Origin of the sequence: Microtetraspora sp. AC03309, assembly GCF_020826795.1 — a bacterium.
In the GTDB taxonomy this organism is placed as follows: domain Bacteria; phylum Actinomycetota; class Actinomycetes; order Streptosporangiales; family Streptosporangiaceae; genus Microtetraspora; species Microtetraspora glauca.
The window spans coordinates 1-16,786 of record NZ_JADDIL010000023.1 but is presented as its reverse complement, the minus strand read 5'-3'; the positions used below and the strand labels follow the sequence as shown (position 1 = coordinate 16,786).

15 protein-coding genes are annotated in these 16,786 nt (G+C 71.2%); 8 read left to right on the top strand and 7 right to left on the bottom strand.

Translation table 11 applies throughout. The features are described from left to right. Positions 1-78: 78 nt before the first annotated feature. Positions 79-780: a TetR/AcrR family transcriptional regulator gene (locus tag IMZ11_RS15765; protein ID WP_228642058.1), complete on the top strand. Its 702-nt coding sequence runs from the start codon at positions 79-81 to the stop codon at positions 778-780. Between the two features lie 385 nt (positions 781-1,165). On the opposite strand, the gene IMZ11_RS15760 is transcribed toward IMZ11_RS15765, so the two are convergent. Continuing rightward, a complete protein-coding gene (locus IMZ11_RS15760) occupies positions 1,166-2,650 on the bottom strand; it encodes an LCP family protein (protein WP_228642056.1) in 1,485 nt (494 codons plus the stop codon). A 7-nt stretch (positions 2,651-2,657) separates the two neighbouring features. Beyond that, positions 2,658-2,783, bottom strand: coding sequence for a hypothetical protein (locus tag IMZ11_RS45255; RefSeq protein WP_255706532.1), 126 nt, complete (start codon positions 2,781-2,783; stop codon positions 2,658-2,660). Between IMZ11_RS45255 and IMZ11_RS15755 the strand changes: the two genes are divergently transcribed. Further along, positions 2,782-3,768, top strand: a complete 987-nt coding sequence (locus IMZ11_RS15755) for a glycosyltransferase family 2 protein (protein ID WP_255706531.1) — start codon at positions 2,782-2,784, stop codon at positions 3,766-3,768. The genes IMZ11_RS45255 and IMZ11_RS15755 overlap by 2 nt on opposite strands. Positions 3,769-3,774: 6 nt before the next feature. Here IMZ11_RS15755 and IMZ11_RS15750 read toward each other — a convergent pair whose 3' ends face one another. Next, the gene (locus tag IMZ11_RS15750) at positions 3,775-5,550 is read right to left on the bottom strand and encodes a CDP-glycerol glycerophosphotransferase family protein (RefSeq protein WP_228642054.1); all 1,776 of its coding nucleotides are present in this window, start codon (positions 5,548-5,550) and stop codon (positions 3,775-3,777) included. A gap of 18 nt (positions 5,551-5,568) precedes the next feature. Further along, the gene (locus IMZ11_RS15745; protein WP_228642052.1) at positions 5,569-6,975 is read right to left on the bottom strand and encodes a bifunctional cytidylyltransferase/SDR family oxidoreductase; all 1,407 of its coding nucleotides are present in this window, start codon (positions 6,973-6,975) and stop codon (positions 5,569-5,571) included. 92 nt (positions 6,976-7,067) lie between these two features. Here IMZ11_RS15745 and IMZ11_RS45250 point away from each other — a divergent pair, with 92 nt between their 5' ends. The 6 genes from IMZ11_RS45250 (at position 7,068) to IMZ11_RS15715 (ending at position 13,180) form a co-directional block, all read left to right on the top strand. Then, positions 7,068-8,669, top strand: a complete 1,602-nt coding sequence (locus IMZ11_RS45250; protein WP_308066796.1) for a CDP-alcohol phosphatidyltransferase family protein — start codon at positions 7,068-7,070, stop codon at positions 8,667-8,669. Further along, positions 8,666-9,307 carry a DUF5941 domain-containing protein gene (locus tag IMZ11_RS15735; protein WP_255706530.1) on the top strand — a complete coding sequence of 214 codons (642 nt, stop codon included), beginning with the start codon at positions 8,666-8,668 and terminating at the stop codon, positions 9,305-9,307. Before IMZ11_RS45250 ends, IMZ11_RS15735 begins: the two co-directional genes overlap by 4 nt. A 121-nt stretch (positions 9,308-9,428) precedes the next feature. After that, a complete protein-coding gene (locus IMZ11_RS15730) occupies positions 9,429-10,160 on the top strand; it encodes a sugar phosphate nucleotidyltransferase (protein WP_228642050.1) in 732 nt (243 codons plus the stop codon). 159 nt (positions 10,161-10,319) lie between these two features. Continuing rightward, a complete protein-coding gene (locus IMZ11_RS15725; RefSeq protein WP_061253704.1) occupies positions 10,320-11,360 on the top strand; it encodes an iron-containing alcohol dehydrogenase family protein in 1,041 nt (346 codons plus the stop codon). Continuing rightward, positions 11,338-12,096, top strand: coding sequence for a CDP-alcohol phosphatidyltransferase family protein (locus IMZ11_RS15720; protein ID WP_228642048.1), 759 nt, complete (start codon positions 11,338-11,340; stop codon positions 12,094-12,096). Before IMZ11_RS15725 ends, IMZ11_RS15720 begins: the two co-directional genes overlap by 23 nt. Before the next feature lie 202 nt (positions 12,097-12,298). Further along, the gene (locus tag IMZ11_RS15715) at positions 12,299-13,180 is read left to right on the top strand and encodes a glycosyltransferase family 2 protein (RefSeq protein ID WP_228642046.1); all 882 of its coding nucleotides are present in this window, start codon (positions 12,299-12,301) and stop codon (positions 13,178-13,180) included. 60 nt (positions 13,181-13,240) lie between these two features. Here the strand turns inward: IMZ11_RS15715 and IMZ11_RS15710 are convergent, their stop codons facing one another. From IMZ11_RS15710 to IMZ11_RS15700, 3 genes are all read right to left on the bottom strand, one after another. Further along, a complete protein-coding gene (locus tag IMZ11_RS15710) occupies positions 13,241-13,975 on the bottom strand; it encodes an acetoacetate decarboxylase family protein (protein WP_228642044.1) in 735 nt (244 codons plus the stop codon). A 100-nt stretch (positions 13,976-14,075) separates the two neighbouring features. Then, a complete protein-coding gene (locus tag IMZ11_RS15705) occupies positions 14,076-15,218 on the bottom strand; it encodes a glycosyltransferase (protein ID WP_228642042.1) in 1,143 nt (380 codons plus the stop codon). Positions 15,219-15,278: 60 nt separating this feature from the next. After that, on the bottom strand, positions 15,279-16,786 hold a 1,508-nt coding region (locus IMZ11_RS15700; protein ID WP_228642040.1), incomplete at its 5' end, for an acyltransferase family protein.

Genomic DNA, 16,786 nt, shown 5'->3' with positions numbered 1-16,786 from the left:
CTCACTTACTTTTCGACCATACTCAACCAGGTACGGCGTACGCAATGGGGGCGATGGAACGTGCCGGAGAATCTGTGGATGCGCCCTGAGCGCCCCTCCCGGGGTCCGCAGCCGAGCTTCAGCCGGGCGGCGCTGACCGAGGCGGCGATCCGGGTCGCGGACGCGGAGGGGCTGGAGGCGATCTCGATGCGGCGACTTGCCGCGGAGATCGGCGCGGGCACCATGTCGCTGTACCGCTACGTCTCCGGCAAGGACGACGTGATCGAGCTGATGGTCGACGCCGTGGTGGCTGACTACCTCCCGGAGGGGACCGCCCTCTCCGGCAACTGGCGGGCCGATCTCGGCGCGATGGCACGGCAGGCCCGGCGGACCGTCCTGCGCCATCCGTGGCTGGCGCCCCTGGCCGCGAGCCGCCAGGGGGCGAGCCCCAACCGGTTGCGGCTGCTGGAGGCGTCCCTTCGCATGGTGGACGGCCTGGGCCTCGGCGTCGACGAGATGCTGACGCTCATCGGGGCGGTCTTCGCCTATGTCAACGGGTTCGTGCAGAGCGAGCTGGCCGAGGCCGAGGCGTTGCGCCGCACGGGCCTCGACCTGAAGGGGTGGACGGCTCTCCAGGCGCCGTTCATGATGGCCGTCATCGCGAGCGGCGACTTTCCCATGGTCGCCAGGATGGCGACCGAGGGCGGCCGCGCGTACGCCGACATCGAGGAGCGGTTCGAGTACGGACTGGAACGCCTGCTCAACGGCCTCGCGACCGACCTCCCGCGACCGGCGGGCTAACCATGCGGCCACGGAGGATCGGTTCCTCCAGCGCTCGGTCTCCCCATTCGCCGGTCGCTGGATCGCCGATGCAGTCCAGCCCGGTCAAATGCGCCAGGCCCGAGCATCCGGAAAGCGTGGCACCCGTCACCACAGCCACGGCGGAGAGGACGGCCGTCACGAGCCGTCACGAGCCGACGCGAGCCGACGCGAGCCGACGCGAGCGTCGAGGGGGAGCCCACGGGCCCTGCCCCGCGTCTGCCTCGTCCGGTTCGGCGACAAGTGTGACCGGTTTGGCGGTAAGCGGCACGACGCGGAGCATATTCGGCGTTCGTGATCTTTCCATGCACGGAATGTCGAGAACCAGTGCAAGCGAGCGCGCGCCCAGATCACCCGGACAACGTGATCACTTCTTGCAGATGTTCTCCGTCGCGGTCTTGGCGGACGGCGAGGGCGTGGGTGCCGCGGAGGGGGTGACGGTGACCTTCACCTTCTTGACGGTGTTGTGGTTCTGGCCCACGACGACCTCGATCCCCTGGACATCCGCCTCGCGCAGCTCCGCGCCGGGAATCGCGGCGGCGACCGTGCGGGCCGAGTCCTCGCGGCCCTTGGCGTACCGGATCACGGTGGTGGTGAAGTCGCGGTTGGCGGTGTCGCCCGGAGCGGCGGGCACCATGAAGCCGGCCCCGATCAGCGCGGTCTTGGTCCTGGCGCCGAGGCCGGTGATCAGCGTGCCGTTCAGCACGCGGATCGCGATCCGCTCCGGCGGCACGGTCAGCGCCGTGGAGGCGGAGGGGCTGGGTTTGGGAGAGGCGGCGGCCTTCCCGGAGGCGGCGGGGGAGGCCGCGGCCGTCGGCCCGCTCAGTGGCTGGTCGGAGTCGATCCGCTGGAACAGCTCGCGGGCGGCCTTCTTGTCCCACAGCACGGCGGACTCGTTGGTCGGAGTCGTGAAGTTCACGTCGGAGAGGGGGACGGTCGCGAACGACACGTCGTCCGTCGAGACGTCCTTGAGCTGGCCGACCAGGCCCAAGACGTCCTTCTTGAGGGCGTCGTCGACGGTCAGCGTCTTGAGTGCCGAGTTGACCAGGCCGGTCAGTTTGGCGGGGTTGGTGAGCGTGCCGCCGCTCAGGGCCTTCTGCATGAGCGCGGAGATCACCTGCTGCTGGCGATCGATCCGGTCCAGGTCGGAGCGCGCGGTGGCCCGGGTGCGCGCGTAGGCGAGCGCGTCCGCCCCGTTGAGGTTGTACGTGCCGGACTGGAGGTCGAGCTTCGTCTTCGGGTCGTTGATCGGGACCGGCGTGCAGACGGTGACGCCGCCGAGGGACTCCACGACGTCGATGAAGCCGAGGACGTTGACCTCGACATAATGGTTGATCTTGAGCCCGGTGGCCTGCTGGACCGCGCGCACCGCGAGCTTCGCCCCGCCGTACTGGTACGCGGAGTTGATCTTGTGCATGCCCTGGCCGGGGATCTCGGTCCAGGTGTCCCGGGGAAGGCTGACGACCGTGACCTTCCTGTGGTCCTCCGAGAGGTGGATCACCATCATCGTGTCGGTGCGCTGGCCCTCTTCGCGGCCCAGGTGGAGCTGGTTCTGCTGCTGCCGGGTGAGGTCGTCGCGCTTGTCCAGGCCGACCAGGAGGATGTTCATCGCGCCCTGGGGCACCGACTCGTCGATGCCCGCGTCGACCGACCTGATCTGGCTGGCGGCGTAGTTGGGAATCGCCCACAGCGCGCCGGAGCCGAGCAACACCGCTCCCGAGAGCGAACCGGAGACGATCAGCGATCGGAGGCTGGTGCGCCCGCGTCTGGCCCGCTGCGCCGCGAGTCTGACACCGCCGTTGCCGTCGCCCCCTACGTGGACGCCGGAGTCCTCCTCGTGGTCGCCACGCATCCGTGGGTCACCTTTCGGTTGCCGTCTTCGCCCCCACGTACAGTAGCGTGAGCCAGGCCATGAAGCCCTTCCCCGACTCGCCACAAAAGAGCCCGTCGCCCGCGCGCGACTGGCCGCCGATTTCGGTGATCATGCCGGTGCTCAATGAGGAGCGGCACCTGGCGGAAGCCGTACGGCAGGTCCTCGCCCAGCAGTACGAGGGCCCCATCGAGGTCGTCCTCAGCATCGGCCCGTCACGCGATCGCACGCAGGAGGTCGCCGACGCGATCGCCGCGGCGGATCCGCGCGTCGTCGTCGTGCCGAACCCCACGGGTCGCACCCCCAACGCCCTGAACGCGGCCATCGCCGCGTCCCGAAATCCGATCATCGCCAGGGTGGACGGGCACGCGATGCTCCCGCCCGACTACCTCGCCACCGCCGTCGAGACGCTCGAGCAGACGGGCGCCGACAACGTCGGCGGCATCATGGCCGCCGAGGGCGTCACCCCGTTCGAGCAGGCCGTCGCGTGCGCGATGACCTCCAAGATCGGCGTCGGCAACGCCCGGTTCCACACCGGCGGCCAGGCGGGTCCCGCGGACACCGTCTACCTCGGCGTCTTCCGCCGTGCGGCGTTGGAGCGGGTCGGCGGCTACGACGAGCACTTCCAGCGTGCCCAGGACTGGGAGATGAACCACCGCATCCGCGAGACCGGCGGCCTGGTCTTCTTCCAGCCGCGCATGCGGGTGTCCTACCGTCCCCGGCCGAAGGCGCGGGCGCTGGCCAAGCAGTACTTCCACTACGGTCGCTGGCGGCGCGTGGTCTCCCGGACCCACCAGGGGACGATCAACCTGCGCTACCTCGCGCCGCCGGCGGCGGTGCTGGCCATGCTCCTCGGCATCGTCGTCTCGCCGTTCTTCTGGCCCGGCCTGCTCGTTCCCGGGGTCTACCTCGCGGCGATCCTGGCGGGTTCCGTGCTCACCGGCCGCGGGTTGTCCGCCGCCGCGTTGCTCAGGCTCCCGCTGGTCTACGTCACGATGCACGTCTCCTGGGGCACCGGCTTCCTGACCAGTCCGCCGAGCCTCAGCAAGCCCCGCCCGGCGCGGCAGACGGCCCTGTCGCAGAACCTCCGCGGAGACTAGCGGAGACTAGGCGACCTCGTCCCCGGCCGTCGCGAGGCTTTTCCCCGCGTCGCCCGCGCCGGCTCTGGCGAGGGCGCCGGCGGCGGTGACGGCGTCGTCGAACCGGGTGAGCGCGTCCGGGTGGTCGGGGCCGAGCAGGTACGCCCTCAGTTCGCGCCTCGCACCCGCCAGGACGTCCTCCTCCGGGCGGACCCGTGACACGACGCCGGGCAGCTCACCGCAGTCCGGGCCGATCAGGTACGCCGCCGCGGCGGTCGGATAGCGCTCCCGGAACTCGTGCGCGGGCAGCCCCGCGACGTTCGTGACCGCGTACGGCTTGCCGCCGGCGAGGAAGTCGGCGATCACGCTGGAGATGTCGCTGATCAGCAGGTCGGCCTGGTTGAAGCATTCGTACAGGTGCGGCTCGTCCCCCGTCACCGCGAGGTGCGGCGGGGCCGCCGCCCCCGGCTCGGCCTCGCGCAGCAGCCGCATGATCGCGGCGTGCGCCTCGCGCGCGAGCGCGGAACGGTGGCCGGTGAGCGGGTGCGGCTTGTAGATCACCCGCGCTCCGAGGGCGAGCAGCTTCCGGACCAGGGTGGGGCCCATCGCGACGACCGAGGTGTGGAACAGATCGTCCGTCCACCCCTCCCAGGTCGGTGCGTACAGGACGCTCGGGTACGGCAGGCCGGGACCGCTCGCCCGCACCCCGTGGAGCTGGGGCCGGCCGACCTCCACGACGACCTCGTCCCGCACCCCCACCTGGGCGCGGCGATAGCGGTCCCGCCCGGCGGGACCGGCGACCCAGACCTCGTCGTACACCTTCGTGAACGGGTTGAAGGACGCCTCCTTGTCGCTGTCGCCGTGCCCGATGAAGACGCTGGTGACGCCGGGCATCCGAAGCATGTGGATGTTGTTGCCGACGTTGGACGCGAACAGGGCGACCCGCGCGGTGTCCAGGCCGCGGAAGTTCATCATGTCGACGGCCGAGGGGATGCACAGCACCGGAAGGGTCGTGCGGCCCAGCGCGGTCAGCAGGTCGCGCTCCCGCAGCACGACCAGCACCCGGCTGCTGATCCGCTCCAGCGTGCCCAGCCACATGGTCGCCTGGTACGCCGAGTCGGCCGGGCCGGAGAAGTAGAGCAGCACCTCGGGGCGGTAGGCGCGTACCTCGTCGTCCACCGAGGCGATGACCCGCCGCCGGTCGGCCAGAGGGGCGGCGCGCACCACATGGAGATACAAGGCGAACAGGGCGGTGATCTCCAGCCCGAGCGCCGCCCCCACACCGGCCGCGCCGAGCCAGTCCATGCCGGCCAGGGCGCCGAACGCGGCCGTCGCCACGGGGAGCACGTCCAGGTAGAGCAGGCGTGCGCCGCGCCAGTTGACGAGCGTCTCAGGCGGCGCGGGAGGGAACGTGACGTCGATGTTCCTGGTGTCGACCGGCTTCAGGTTGTGGCATCGGTTCAGATAGGTGGCCAGCGCGCTCTGGACGGCACGCAGCCAGTGGAACAGGAACAGGCCGCCCGCGAGGAGGGCGAACCACGGCGACTCGGCTCCCGCGGTCCTGGCGAGCAGCAGCACGGCCGCCATCTCGCGCATCAGGAAGCGCGGCGTGGCCGCGAGCTGGAGCCGGCCGAGCCGTTCGGCCGCCCGCCGCGGCAGGGCCAGCTCCGCGGCGTACGACACCGGCACCAGGACCACGAACACCCACGGAAGCGGGTACAGCGCGGCCCCCACCAGTGCCGGATACGACGCGAGCACGACCCCGATGAGCAGGGCGTTTCTCCCCCTGAACGATCCCCCCATGCATGGCTGCCTACCCACTCACCTGGTCAGCCGCACGTCCACGACGTGTCCGGTGAGGCGGGAGATGAGCACGTCGATGCTGGTACGGGCGACGGCGGTCGAAGAGAGCAGCGTTCCCGCCGGTTCGTCACCGAAGGCCCGCAGCCGCATCGGCGTGGCGGTGCGCTCCGGGTTGACGCAGTTCACCCGTACGCCCTGGTCCGCCCACTCGTCGGCGAGCGCCTGGGTGAGGTTGACGACCGCCGCCTTGGTCGAGGAGTAGAGGCTGTAGTCCGCCCGGCCCCGCGTGTACGACGAGGAGGTGTAGAGGAGGAGCTGCCCCCTGGTCTCCGCCAGGTACTTGAGCGACGCGCGGGCGATGTTGACCGGACCGAGATAGTTGACGCCGACGGTCTCCTCGATGGTGGTGTGGTCGGCCTCGCCGAGCTTGCCCATGTGCAGGACGGCCGCCGTGTTCACCACGTAGTCGATGCGGCCGGTCTCCGCGTACACCCCGGCGAGCGCGTCCTCGACGGCGGAGGCGTCCTGCACGCGTACGCCGCCCGCGGTCCGGGAGAAGGAGTGCACGGTCGCGCCGTAGCCCCGGGCGAGCGTCACGATGTCGGCGCCGATGCCGTAGCTGCCGCCGAAGACCACGAGGCTCCTGCCGCGCAGCGCCTCGTGGTAGCCGTCCTCGGTCAGCGCGGGCGCGGTGCTCTCGGCGAGCTGGAACAGCTTGTCCGCGATGAACACGTCGACGGGGTGGGTGACCTTCATGTTGTGCTCGCTGCCCGGCACCAGGTAGATCGGCACGTCGGGGAGGTAGCGCAGGACGACCCCGCAGTCGTCCGTCGCGGGCAGCTTGTCGAAGTCGGGGTCGGCGAAGGCCCGCCGGTACGCCGCCCGGATGACCGACAGCCGGAAACACTGGGGGGTCTGGCCGCGCCGGAGCCGCGAACGGTCCGGGATGTCGCGGATGATCTCGCCGCGCGGCCCGGGAACGGCCACGACGACGGTGTCCGACGAGGGGATGGCCACGTCCACCGCTTCGTAGCGGCTGAGCGCGGCGACGCAGTCGCTGATGATGCGCGGCTCCACGAGGGGCCGGACCGCGTCGTGCAGCAGCACGTCGCACTCCTCGTCGCCCAGCGCCTGGAGGGCGCGCCACGTGGTCTCGGTGCGGCTGGCGCCGCCTTCGAGGATCTGGGTGACCTTGGTGTAGCCGTTCCGCTCGACCAGGGAGGCGACCTCGTCGGTGAAACCGGGGGTCATCAGCACGATGACCTCGTCGATCTCCGGATGGCCGTCGAACACGCCGAGCGTGTGCTCCAGAATGGTCCTGCCGGCGATCTTCAGCAGTTGCTTGGGGGTGTTCAGTCCCACCCGCTGGCCGACCCCGCCGGCCAGTACGACGCCGACCGTGCGCAGACGCGATTTCGCGATCATGATGCCTCCCCGCACTGACCATACCCGGAGGCCGTTCACGAACCGCTGCCGAATGGCATTGCCACCTAGTGATCGCTCAGTTACGTTGCGGTGTGGACACGGCAGTGATCGAAGTGGAGCGGGAGACCATGGGGGCAGAAGCGGCCCGGGGGACCCCGGGCACCACACCCGGCGCCGTCGCCGTGGTCTTCGCGACGACACCCGCGGCCGCTCTGGTCTGCGGCAGGACGAGCCTCCTCGAACGTGTCACCGGCCAGCTCCGGACGCTGTCCGTCCGTGACGTCCAGGTCGTGATCCGGGCCGAGGACACCGGCGGCGGGCTCGCCGAGGACCTGCGCGCCGTCGCCAAGGTGGCCCGCGCCTCCACCTGCCCCGTGGCCGTGCTCCACGGCGATCTCGTGGCTCACACCGAGGCCCTGGCCGTACTGCTCGACCATCCCTCGCGCGGTTCCGGCGCGCTGGTCGCGCCCGGCGCCGCCACCCCGCTGCTCCCTCCGGTGCGGACCGAGTGCGGACAGATCGCGGCGGCGGGCAACTCCTTCCATCAGGTCGAGTCGCCGGACGCCACCTTCCGCGGCGTCCTCCAGGTGGGCGAGGCCCACCTGGCGAGCCTCGCCGACGTGGCCGAGGAACTCGCCGACCTCGCCCAGAACCGCAGGCTCGGACGCGTGAGCGACACCGAGGTGGCCGGCCTGCTGCTCGCCGGCCTGGTCCGCGCGGGGGTGCCCGTACGCGCCGCCCCGCTCGGCGGGCTGCGCTGTGAGCGGGTCGGGAGCCGGCCCGCGGCCGAGGAGGCGATACGCCGGCTGGCCGACGTGGACGAGACCGGGGCGAGATTGCGGGCCGCGGTCAAGTCCGACGACGGCCTGTTCGCCACCTTCTGCGTGAGCACGTGGTCCCCCCATCTCGTACGGCTGGCCGCGCGGCTGCGCATGACGCCCAACGCGGTCACCGGCGTCTCGGTCGGCCTGGCCGTGATCGCCGCGATCTGGTTCTCGGCGGGGGAGCGGACCGCCCAGATCGCCGGCGCCGTGGCGCTCTACCTGTCGTTCGCGCTGGACTGCGTGGACGGCCAGCTCGCCCGCTACACCCGCGGCTTCTCGCCGCTCGGCGCCTGGCTCGACGCCACCTTCGACAGGGTGAAGGAATACCTCGTGTACGCCGGCCTCGCCATCGGCTACGCCGGGACCACGCAGGGCGGGGCGACCGGGCCGGGCGGCATCTGGGCGCTCGCGGTCGCCGCCATGTTGCTGCAGGCCATCCGGCATATGATCGACTTCTCGTACGCGGGCGCCGTGGCGGACGCCGCCAAGGACGGCGCCGCCGGGAACCGCCCGCCGCTCCCGCTCTCCGTCGCCTCGGAGTTGCCCCGCCTGGACGACGCGACGAGCGGCCCGTTCAAGGGCGGCTTCGCGGGCGGTCGCGGCGGCGAGTTCGGCGTCCCCGGCGTCCCCGGCGGCACCGGCGGCACGGTCGCGAGCCGGATGATCGGCCTGTCCCGGCGGCTCGACCTCGGCGCCGTGACCCGGTGGGCGAAGAAGGTCATCGTGCTGCCGATCGGCGAGCGGATGGCCCTCATCGCGGTCACCGCCGCCGTGTTCAACGCCAGGGTGACCTTCCTCGCGCTGCTCACCTGGGGCACGGCCGCGCTCATCTACACCCTCGCCGGGCGGATCGGCAGGTCTCTCACATGACGGAGGGCGCGGGCATGATCTCCGTGCACATGACGCCGGTGCCGCGCAGCTCGGTCGTGGCGTACCGGGACGACGGGGCCCTGTCCCGGGCGATGGGCGTGCTGGTGGCGGGACAGCTCCCGCCGCTGCCGCCCGCCGTCGCGGGGGCCTTCGTCACCGGGGTGCTGCTCCTCGTCGGCGTCGCGGGCAGCGACGGCCTGGCGGTCTTCGGTCCGGCGGTGGCCCTGCTGCTCGCCGGGCCGGGCAGCTCGCACCGGCACGACGGGCGGCTCGACTGGATGGTCCCGCCGATCCTGCGGCTCACCGAGTACGGCCTCATCGCCTGCGTGGGCTTCGCGCACGGCGTCCCGCCTCTACTGATCTTCGCGCTGCTCGGCGCGATCGTGTTCCACCACTACGACACGGTCTACCGGGTGCGGCAGCACGTCTACCCGCCCTCGTGGTTGCCGGTGGCCGGGCTGGGCTGGGACGGGCGGATGCTGGCCGTGGCGATCGGCGGCGCCGTCGACCTGGTCACCGCGATGTTCGCGCTGCTCGGCCTCTACCTGTGGGGCCTGTTCTGCTGGGAGAGCCTGACCTGCTGGCTGGCGGCGCCGCGTTCCGGCGTCGAGGCCGCCGATCTCGGCGCCGGAGACTGATCCCCGAGTGACCGGGCCGGCCCGTGATGAACCCCCGACCACGTACGGATTACACGATCACGGCACAAAGGCAACTAATCTTTGGGGTTACTGTCAGTCGATCGACCTCTAGGAGTGCACGTTGCTGGGAATGGTGCTGGCCGCCGGAGCCGGACGCCGCCTGCGGCCGTACACCGACACGCTGCCCAAGGCGCTCGTGCCGGTCGACGGCGAGACCACGATCCTCGACATCGCGCTGCGCAATCTCGCCGCGGTGGACCTGCGTGACGTCGTCGTCATCGTCGGATACCAGGCGCAGGCCGTACACGAGCGTCAGGCGGAGCTGGAGCGCCGTCACGGCGTGAAGCTGACGCTCGTGCACAACGACAAGGCGGAGGAGTGGAACAACGCCTACTCGCTGTGGTGCGCGCGCGACCATTTCGCCCAGGGCGCGCTGCTGGTGAACGGCGACACCGTGCACCCTGTCTCGGTCGAGGAGACCCTGCTGTCCGCCGACGACACCAGTGACGTCCTCCTCGCGGTGGACGACGTGAAGTCGCTGGCCGACGAGGAGATGAAGGTCACCCTCGACGGCGGCAGCCTCAAGCGCATCACCAAGCTGATGGACCCGGCCAAGGCGTACGGCGAGTACATCGGCGCCACGCTGATCCGTCCGGGCGCCGCCGAGCGGCTCGCCGACGCGCTGCGCGCGACGTTCGAGCGCGACCCGCAGCTCTACTACGAGGACGGCTACCAGGAGATGGTCAACCGGGGCGAGAAGATCTCCGTCGCTCCGATCGGCAAGGTCGACTGGGTCGAGGTGGACAACCACGACGATCTGTCCAAGGCTCGCGAGATCGCGTGCCGCTACTAGTGTCCCTCCGGTCGATCCCCGCCCCATCGCGTCGCCCGGAGCGGCACCCCGCCGCCTCGCGATGCACCCCCCTGGACGCCACTCCCTCCGCGCAGATCCCGCCGGTCGGGGCACTGGCCCTCGTCCCCTAAGGAGACCCTCTTGCCGATTCTGGCCAGGATGCTCCCCGCCCCCCTCACGATGGAGGTACGGCGGGGCGCGATCGCGCAACTCGGTGTGCTGTTGTCCGACAGCCGGGTCGCCACCTCGGGCCGGGTGGCGGTGGCGGTCGGGGTGAGCCAGGGCGACAAGATCGCCGAGGTGATCGCGCCGTCCCTGGGAGAAGCCCGGGTCTTCCGGGTGCCCGACGGCTCGGTCGACGCGGCCGTCTCGCTCGGTGCCGACCTGCGCAAGGGCGCGTACGAGGCGGTCATCGGCATCGGCGGGGGAAAGACCATCGACGCGACCAAGTACGCCGCGTCACTCGCCGGCATCCCGATGGTCGCGGTCGCCACCAACCTCTCGCACGACGGGATCTGCTCGCCCGTCGCCTCCCTCGTCCACGACGGGGGCAAGGGCTCCTTCGGGGTGCCCATGCCGCTGGCGATCATGGTGGACCTCGACTTCGTGCACGACGCGCCCGAGGCCCTGGTCCGGTCCGGGGTCGGCGACGTCATGAGCAACCTGTCCGCGATCGAGGACTGGCAGCTCGGCAACGCCGAGCGCGGTGAGCCGATCGACGGCCTCGCCATCTCCATGGCGCGCACCGCCGCGGAGGCGGTGATCGGGCGGTCCGACTCCATCGAGTCCGACGCTTTCCTCACCGTCCTGGCCGAATCTCTGATCCTTTCCGGCATGTCGATGGTCATCGCGGGGTCGAGCCGTCCTTCGAGCGGTGGTGACCATGAGATCCTTCATGCCGTGGATCAGCTCTTTCCCGGAACGTCCAACCACGGCGAGCTCGCCGGCATCGGCACGGCGTTCTGTTTCTTCCTGAGAGAGGACTCTCGCCGCCTCGATCAGGTCACCGACTGCCTGAGGCGGCACGCGCTGCCCGTCACTCCCGGAGACGTCGGCCTGACGGCCGAGCAGTTCACCGCCGCCGTGATGCTGGCACCGTCGACGAGGCCCGGCAGGTATACCATCCTCGAACACCTCCGTCTGTCGGAGACCGAGGTCAGGACGAGGGTGGAGGACTATGTCCGCGCCGTCGGTCGCTGAGCTGCGCGCGGTCGCGCAGCCGCAGACCACGATGGACCGCCGCAGCGGCGAGCACTGGGCCGGCCTGCTCTACATGCGGAAACTGTCCATCTACGCGACATGGGTGCTGGCCAAGACGCCCATCACGCCGAACCAGGTCACCGGCCTGATGATCCTGTGCGGCGTGCTGGCGGGAGCCGTGCTCGCGCTCCCCGGGCTCTGGGCCGCCGTCGGCGCCGCGGTGCTGATCCAGGTCTACCTGCTGCTCGACTGCTCCGACGGCGAGCTGGCCCGGTGGACCGGACGCACCTCCATCACGGGCGTCTACCTCGACCGGGTGGGCCACTACCTCGCCGAGGCGGCACTGCTCATCGGCCTGGGCTTCCGCGCCTCGGAGGTGCTGCCCGACTGGTACACCGTGCTCGGCGTCGTGGCCGCGCTCGGCGCGATCCTGATCAAGGCGGAGACCGACCTGGTCGACGTGGCCAGAGCGCGGTCCGGTCTGATCGCCGCCACCGACGCGTCCGCGGGTCAGTTCCAGTCGCGCCGCCTCGGCGCGGCCAGGAAGGTGGCCGCCGCGCTGCGCTTCCACCGCGTGATCCAGGCCGTCGAGCTGTCCCTGATCGTGGTGGTCGCCGCGGTGCTCGACTTCTGGTTCCCGGCGACGCGGATCCTGACCGTCGCCTGTGCGGTGATCGCTCTGCTCCAGCTCGTCCTGCACCTCGTCAGCATCCTGGCGTCGCGGCGGCTGTCGTGAACGGACGGCGGGCGAGGTTTGCCGACGACGAATCGGGGAACCACGGGGCGGCTTCCCGCGTCGGAGTGTTTGGTGGGGGTTCGGCGGCTGTTCCGATACCCTTGATTCGCAGTAAACCAGACAGGTCCGGGATGGTTCAGCCGTACAGACTCGGTGATCATGAAATCGTGTGCCCTCTGTCACGCGTCGAGGCGATGACGCGGTGAAGATTTCTTGCGTCATCCTCACCATGGGCAACCGGGTCGCCGAGCTGGACCGGGCGGTCGAGTCCGCGCTGACGCAGACCGACGGCGACGTCGAAGTGGTGATCGTCGGAAACGGCGCGGACGTGCCGCCGCTGAGCGCGCGGCCACGTCCCGGCTCCGCCGCGACGATCAGGACCGTACGGATCGGCCACAACGCGGGCATCCCCATGGGGCGCAACCGCGGTGTCCAGGAGTGCTCGGGCGACGTCGTGCTGTTCCTCGACGACGACGGGTGGTACGCCGACTCCAAGCTGGTCGCGCACATCCGTGAGCGGTTCGCCTCCGAGCCCGACCTGGCGGTGATCTCCTTCCGGGTCATGGATCCCGACGGCGGCTCGGTGCAGCGCCGGCACGTCCCCCGGCTCCGTGCCGGAGACCCCGAGCGCTCCTCGCCGGTGACCACCTTCCTCGGCGGCGCCTGCGCCATCAGGAGGTCGGCGTTCCTCCAGGTCGGCGGGTTGCCCGAGCGCTTCTTCTACGCGCACGAGGAGACCGACCTGGCCTGGCGGCTGCTGGGCGAGGGCTACCGGATCGAGTACGACGCCCGGACCGTCATGTACCACCCGCTGGTGCTGCCGACCCGGCACTCCGACTTCTTCCGGTTGAACGCCCGCAACCGGGTGTGGCTGGCGCGCAGGAACCTGCCCTGGCCGCTCGCCGTCCTCTACCTGGGCAACTGGATCGCCCTCACCCTGCTCAGGGAGCGGTCCGGCCCGTCGCTCAAAGCGTGGTTCCAGGGCTTCCGCGAAGGTCTGCGCGAGCCCGCCGGTGAGCGCCGCCCGATGGCCTGGCGTACGGCGTGGCGGATGCTGCGCCTCGGCCGCCCGCCCATCGTCTGACGGCCGCGCGCCGACGCGGGGCGCCCGGCACTCCGGTCACCGGTTCACATGGGCACGGGTTCACATGGGCACGGCGTCCTCGAACGACATCGTCACGTGATCCGCGGTCACCGTCATCAGCGCGGTCCCCGGTAGGCCGAGCTCGCTCAGTTCCTTGGCGATCGGATGGTTCCCCAGCCTGATCAGGGCGCCGCCGGGCCGAGCCCGGACACCGCTCGCGCGTGCCGTCCAGGGAACGCGCCGGGTGATCCCGTCGAGGTGCGAGTAGGCGTCGATCGGCGCCATGGTCCCCGGCGGGAGGGGGACTCCGGGACGCAGCAGCAGGTCGAGCACCAGCCGCCCGTCCCTGTGCAGGATGCACCGCTTGTACGGCGTGGCCAGCCGCAGGTCGATCTCGGCGCGTTCCTTGGGGAAGCCCCAGATCCGCCGTCCCGCCTCCAGGGTGAACCCCTGGTCGACGGGCAGCCAGTGGACGAAGGCGCCGGAGCCCGCCGCGCGGACGTCCTTCAGTCCGGCCAGCAGGCCGCGCCCGGGAGGGCGTCCGGCACCCGGCGGCCGGATCAGGAACGCCATGCCGAACTCGTGGTAGGCGTCCAGATCTCCGTCGCGGTACTGGACGAAGACCAGCGTGCAGGCGGCCTTTCCGGGTAGCACCTCGGTCACGTCCAGTCCCGAGTACGCGATCACGGCGCGGGCGGCGTCGGCCCGTACGAGATAGGTCGCGGCGCACGCCGACGCGTCCCTGATCCGTACCGGCATGTCGATCCGGCGTCCCTGGACGAGATGGCTTCTCACATCTCCAAGTAGAACAAGATCGGCGCCACGGCGGTAGCCGTGGGCTCGCGGGGAGGGTCGCGCCGGATCCCGGCGGCTCACGGAGGGCACCCCCGCGCGGTCAGGCGGGAAGGGCGCGCCCGCGCGGGCGGGCCGTGACCCGGTCCGGGGCCTGCGCCCAGCGTTCGAGCTGGGCCACGAACTCGGCGGCGCGTACCGGCCAGTGGAAGCGGCGCCGCGCCTCGGCGTGACCCCGGGCCCCCATCGCGGTGCGCCCCTCAGGGTCGTCCCGTAGGGCGAGGACGGCCCGTACCGTCGCGTCCACGGTGCTCTCGGCGCCCTCCGCCGGGAAGGGGACCACGGTGCCGCACCCGGTCCCGAGCACGAGCGAGGCGGCGCCGGGCAGCGGCGTGGTGATCACCGGGAGGCCGCGCGCCATGTACTCGACGACCTTCGTCGGCGTGGTGTTCCGGAAGGCGGGCACGTCGTGCGGCAGCGACAGGCCGGCCAGGGCACCCTCGGCCATCCGGAGCGCGTGCGTGTTGGGCACGTGCCCGAACCAGTCGAGCAGGCCCTCCCGCTGGGCGTCCCGCAGCAGCGGCCGTACCCCCGGGTCGGCCGGGCCGATCAGGTCGAGCCGGATCCGGTACGGCCGCAGGCGCCGGGCGAGCTCGATCAGCTCGGCGGCGCCGCGCGCCCGTGAGAGGCGGCCGACGTGGACCAGCCGGTCGTCGCCCGGCGGCGGGGGCGGCGCGGACGGGACGTAGGTGTGGTCCGGCACCACCGGGTGGCCGCCGGGGAACCGGTCGCGGAACGACTCCTCGGCGAGCATGAGATGCAGGCGGCGCTCCGCGCGCCGTTCCAGAGTGTCGATCAGACGCGGCAGAACCGGACGCAGCGGCCCCGGGAGGGGCGCCTCGGCCTCCAGCAGTCCTCGCGTGTCCTCGTGGACGTCCCAGACCGTCACGGGCCTCCTGCGGGGCAGCGCGAGCAGCAGCTCGATGTCATGGACCAGCAGCAGATCGGCGTCCCGGCAGCCCCGTGACAACGCGGCCCGCGCCGCTCTGAGCGCCTTCGCGCGCCGCATGCCGACCGCGCGCGGCACGTCGACGGCCCGGATCTCCGGCGGCGGCGTCACGTTGCAGTCCGTGAAGGGCGCGACGTAGGTGACCTGGTGCCCCGCGTCCAGCAGGGCCCGGATCTGCCTGTGCGCGATCCGGGCGTCCTCGGGGTGGTGGACGATTGTGCCGACACATACCCTCATGCGACGACTCTGCGGTCCTATCCCGTCGAGCCCGGATGTGCCGCGTTAATCCATGCGGAACTACCGCTGAACTTCCGGCTGCTGATCGTTGCTCTTCCTGGGCCTGCGGTACAGCCAGGCGAGGCGGGGCTCCAGCATCCACTTGAACAGCGTGCGGGTCACCGGCAGGCACAGGATGGTGGCCAGGGCGAAGCTGCCGCTGAGGATGGCGACGACGCCGAGGGGGCCGTTCAGCCACGAGGCGTTCAGCCAGCCCATCTCCTTGGCGATCATCACGGGCACGCCGTGCAGCAGGTACGCGTAGAGCGTGCGCGTCCCGAGTTCGGAGAACCACATCTGGCGCCGGGGCACGAGGGCCATGACGCTGAAGCAGATCACGGTGACCCCGGCGAGGAAGACGACGCGGAAGCCCATGCCGTACCACCACGTCATGTGCAGGTCGTGGTAGCTGGCGTTGAAGTACCACAGGCCCAGCTTGAGGCGCGGCGCGAGGACGTACACCGCGACCGCCCAGGCCAGCAGGGTGACTCCGGCCAGGATCCGGACCGGGGTGCGCTTGAGCACCTCGAAGTGCTCGGGCTTGAGGACCAGGCCCATCGCGAAGAAGGGCAGCAGGCCGAACACGCGGTCGATGCTGAAATCACCGCTGAGCTGGGACAGGCCGGAGAAGAGGCAGACGACCACCGCGGTGGGCAGCGGGTAGCGCATGCGTTTCCACACCGGAGTGGACAACCGCCAGAACAACAGCGCGAGGAGATACCAGTTGAGCCAGTACGGATCGAGGATCGAGATGCTCCACTTGTGCCCGAAGGCCACGCGGAGGAGGTTGTAGCCGAACTCGACGATCACGTACGGCACCAGGAAGGTGTCGACGAGCTTGTTGGTCTTCGCGTTCGAGTTCCAGAAGTTCTTCGACAGGAAGCCACTGATCATCACGAACAGCGGCATGTGGAACGAGAACATGAAGATGTACAGCGCCCGGTTGGCGTCCGCGCCGACCGTGGGGCGGATCGCGTGCGAGGTCACCACGAGCGCGATCAGCAGGAACTTGACGTTGTCCAGGTACGGGTCGCGCCGCTTGGGCTGGGGAGCGGGCTCCTCCTCGGGCTCCTGCTCCTCCCAGCCGGTGGGCGGCCTGACCTCGCCGAAGCCGGGCATCCCGCCGGGAGCGTACGGCGACGTCTGCTGGGGGGCCTGGGCCCACGCGGGCAGCGGGAGCGGCTCCGGGCTCGGCGGCGGGGGAGCGGCCGGGGCGGCGGGGGGAGGCTCCACCGTGCTCGGTACGGCGAGGCCCTGCGGGACGTCGTGGTCCGCGCGACGCCAGGGGTCCCACGGGTCGGCGGGCAACTCGGGCCACTGCTGGGCCGGCGCCGCCGGGGGGACGGCGGGCATCGCCTGCGTCGGGGCCTGCCCCTGGAGAGACGCGCGGCGTGACCGCTTGGGCAGTTGGTCCGCGGCGGGCGGCGCGAAGGGATCCTGTACGGGCGCGGCGAGGGGGTCCTGTGCCGGGGCGGAGAAGGGGTCACGCGCGGCCAGGGGGTCCGGTCCGGGCGTGGTGGCGTGGGGGT

Bases quoted from the DNA above. Each gene is read 5' to 3' on its own strand.
- IMZ11_RS15765 (WP_228642058.1), top strand. From the start codon at position 79: ATGCGCCCTGAGCGCCCCTCCCGGGGTCCGCAGCCGAGCTTCAGCCGG.
- IMZ11_RS15760 (WP_228642056.1), bottom strand. From the start codon at position 2,650: ATGCGTGGCGACCACGAGGAGGACTCCGGCGTCCACGTAGGGGGCGAC.
- IMZ11_RS15755 (WP_255706531.1), top strand. From the start codon at position 2,782: ATGCCGGTGCTCAATGAGGAGCGGCACCTGGCGGAAGCCGTACGGCAG.
- IMZ11_RS45255 (WP_255706532.1), bottom strand. From the start codon at position 2,783: ATGATCACCGAAATCGGCGGCCAGTCGCGCGCGGGCGACGGGCTCTTT.
- IMZ11_RS15750 (WP_228642054.1), bottom strand. From the start codon at position 5,550: ATGGGGGGATCGTTCAGGGGGAGAAACGCCCTGCTCATCGGGGTCGTG.
- IMZ11_RS15745 (WP_228642052.1), bottom strand. From the start codon at position 6,975: ATGATCGCGAAATCGCGTCTGCGCACGGTCGGCGTCGTACTGGCCGGC.
- IMZ11_RS15735 (WP_255706530.1), top strand. From the start codon at position 8,666: ATGACGGAGGGCGCGGGCATGATCTCCGTGCACATGACGCCGGTGCCG.
- IMZ11_RS15725 (WP_061253704.1), top strand. From the start codon at position 10,320: ATGCTCCCCGCCCCCCTCACGATGGAGGTACGGCGGGGCGCGATCGCG.
- IMZ11_RS15720 (WP_228642048.1), top strand. From the start codon at position 11,338: ATGTCCGCGCCGTCGGTCGCTGAGCTGCGCGCGGTCGCGCAGCCGCAG.
- IMZ11_RS15705 (WP_228642042.1), bottom strand. From the start codon at position 15,218: ATGAGGGTATGTGTCGGCACAATCGTCCACCACCCCGAGGACGCCCGG.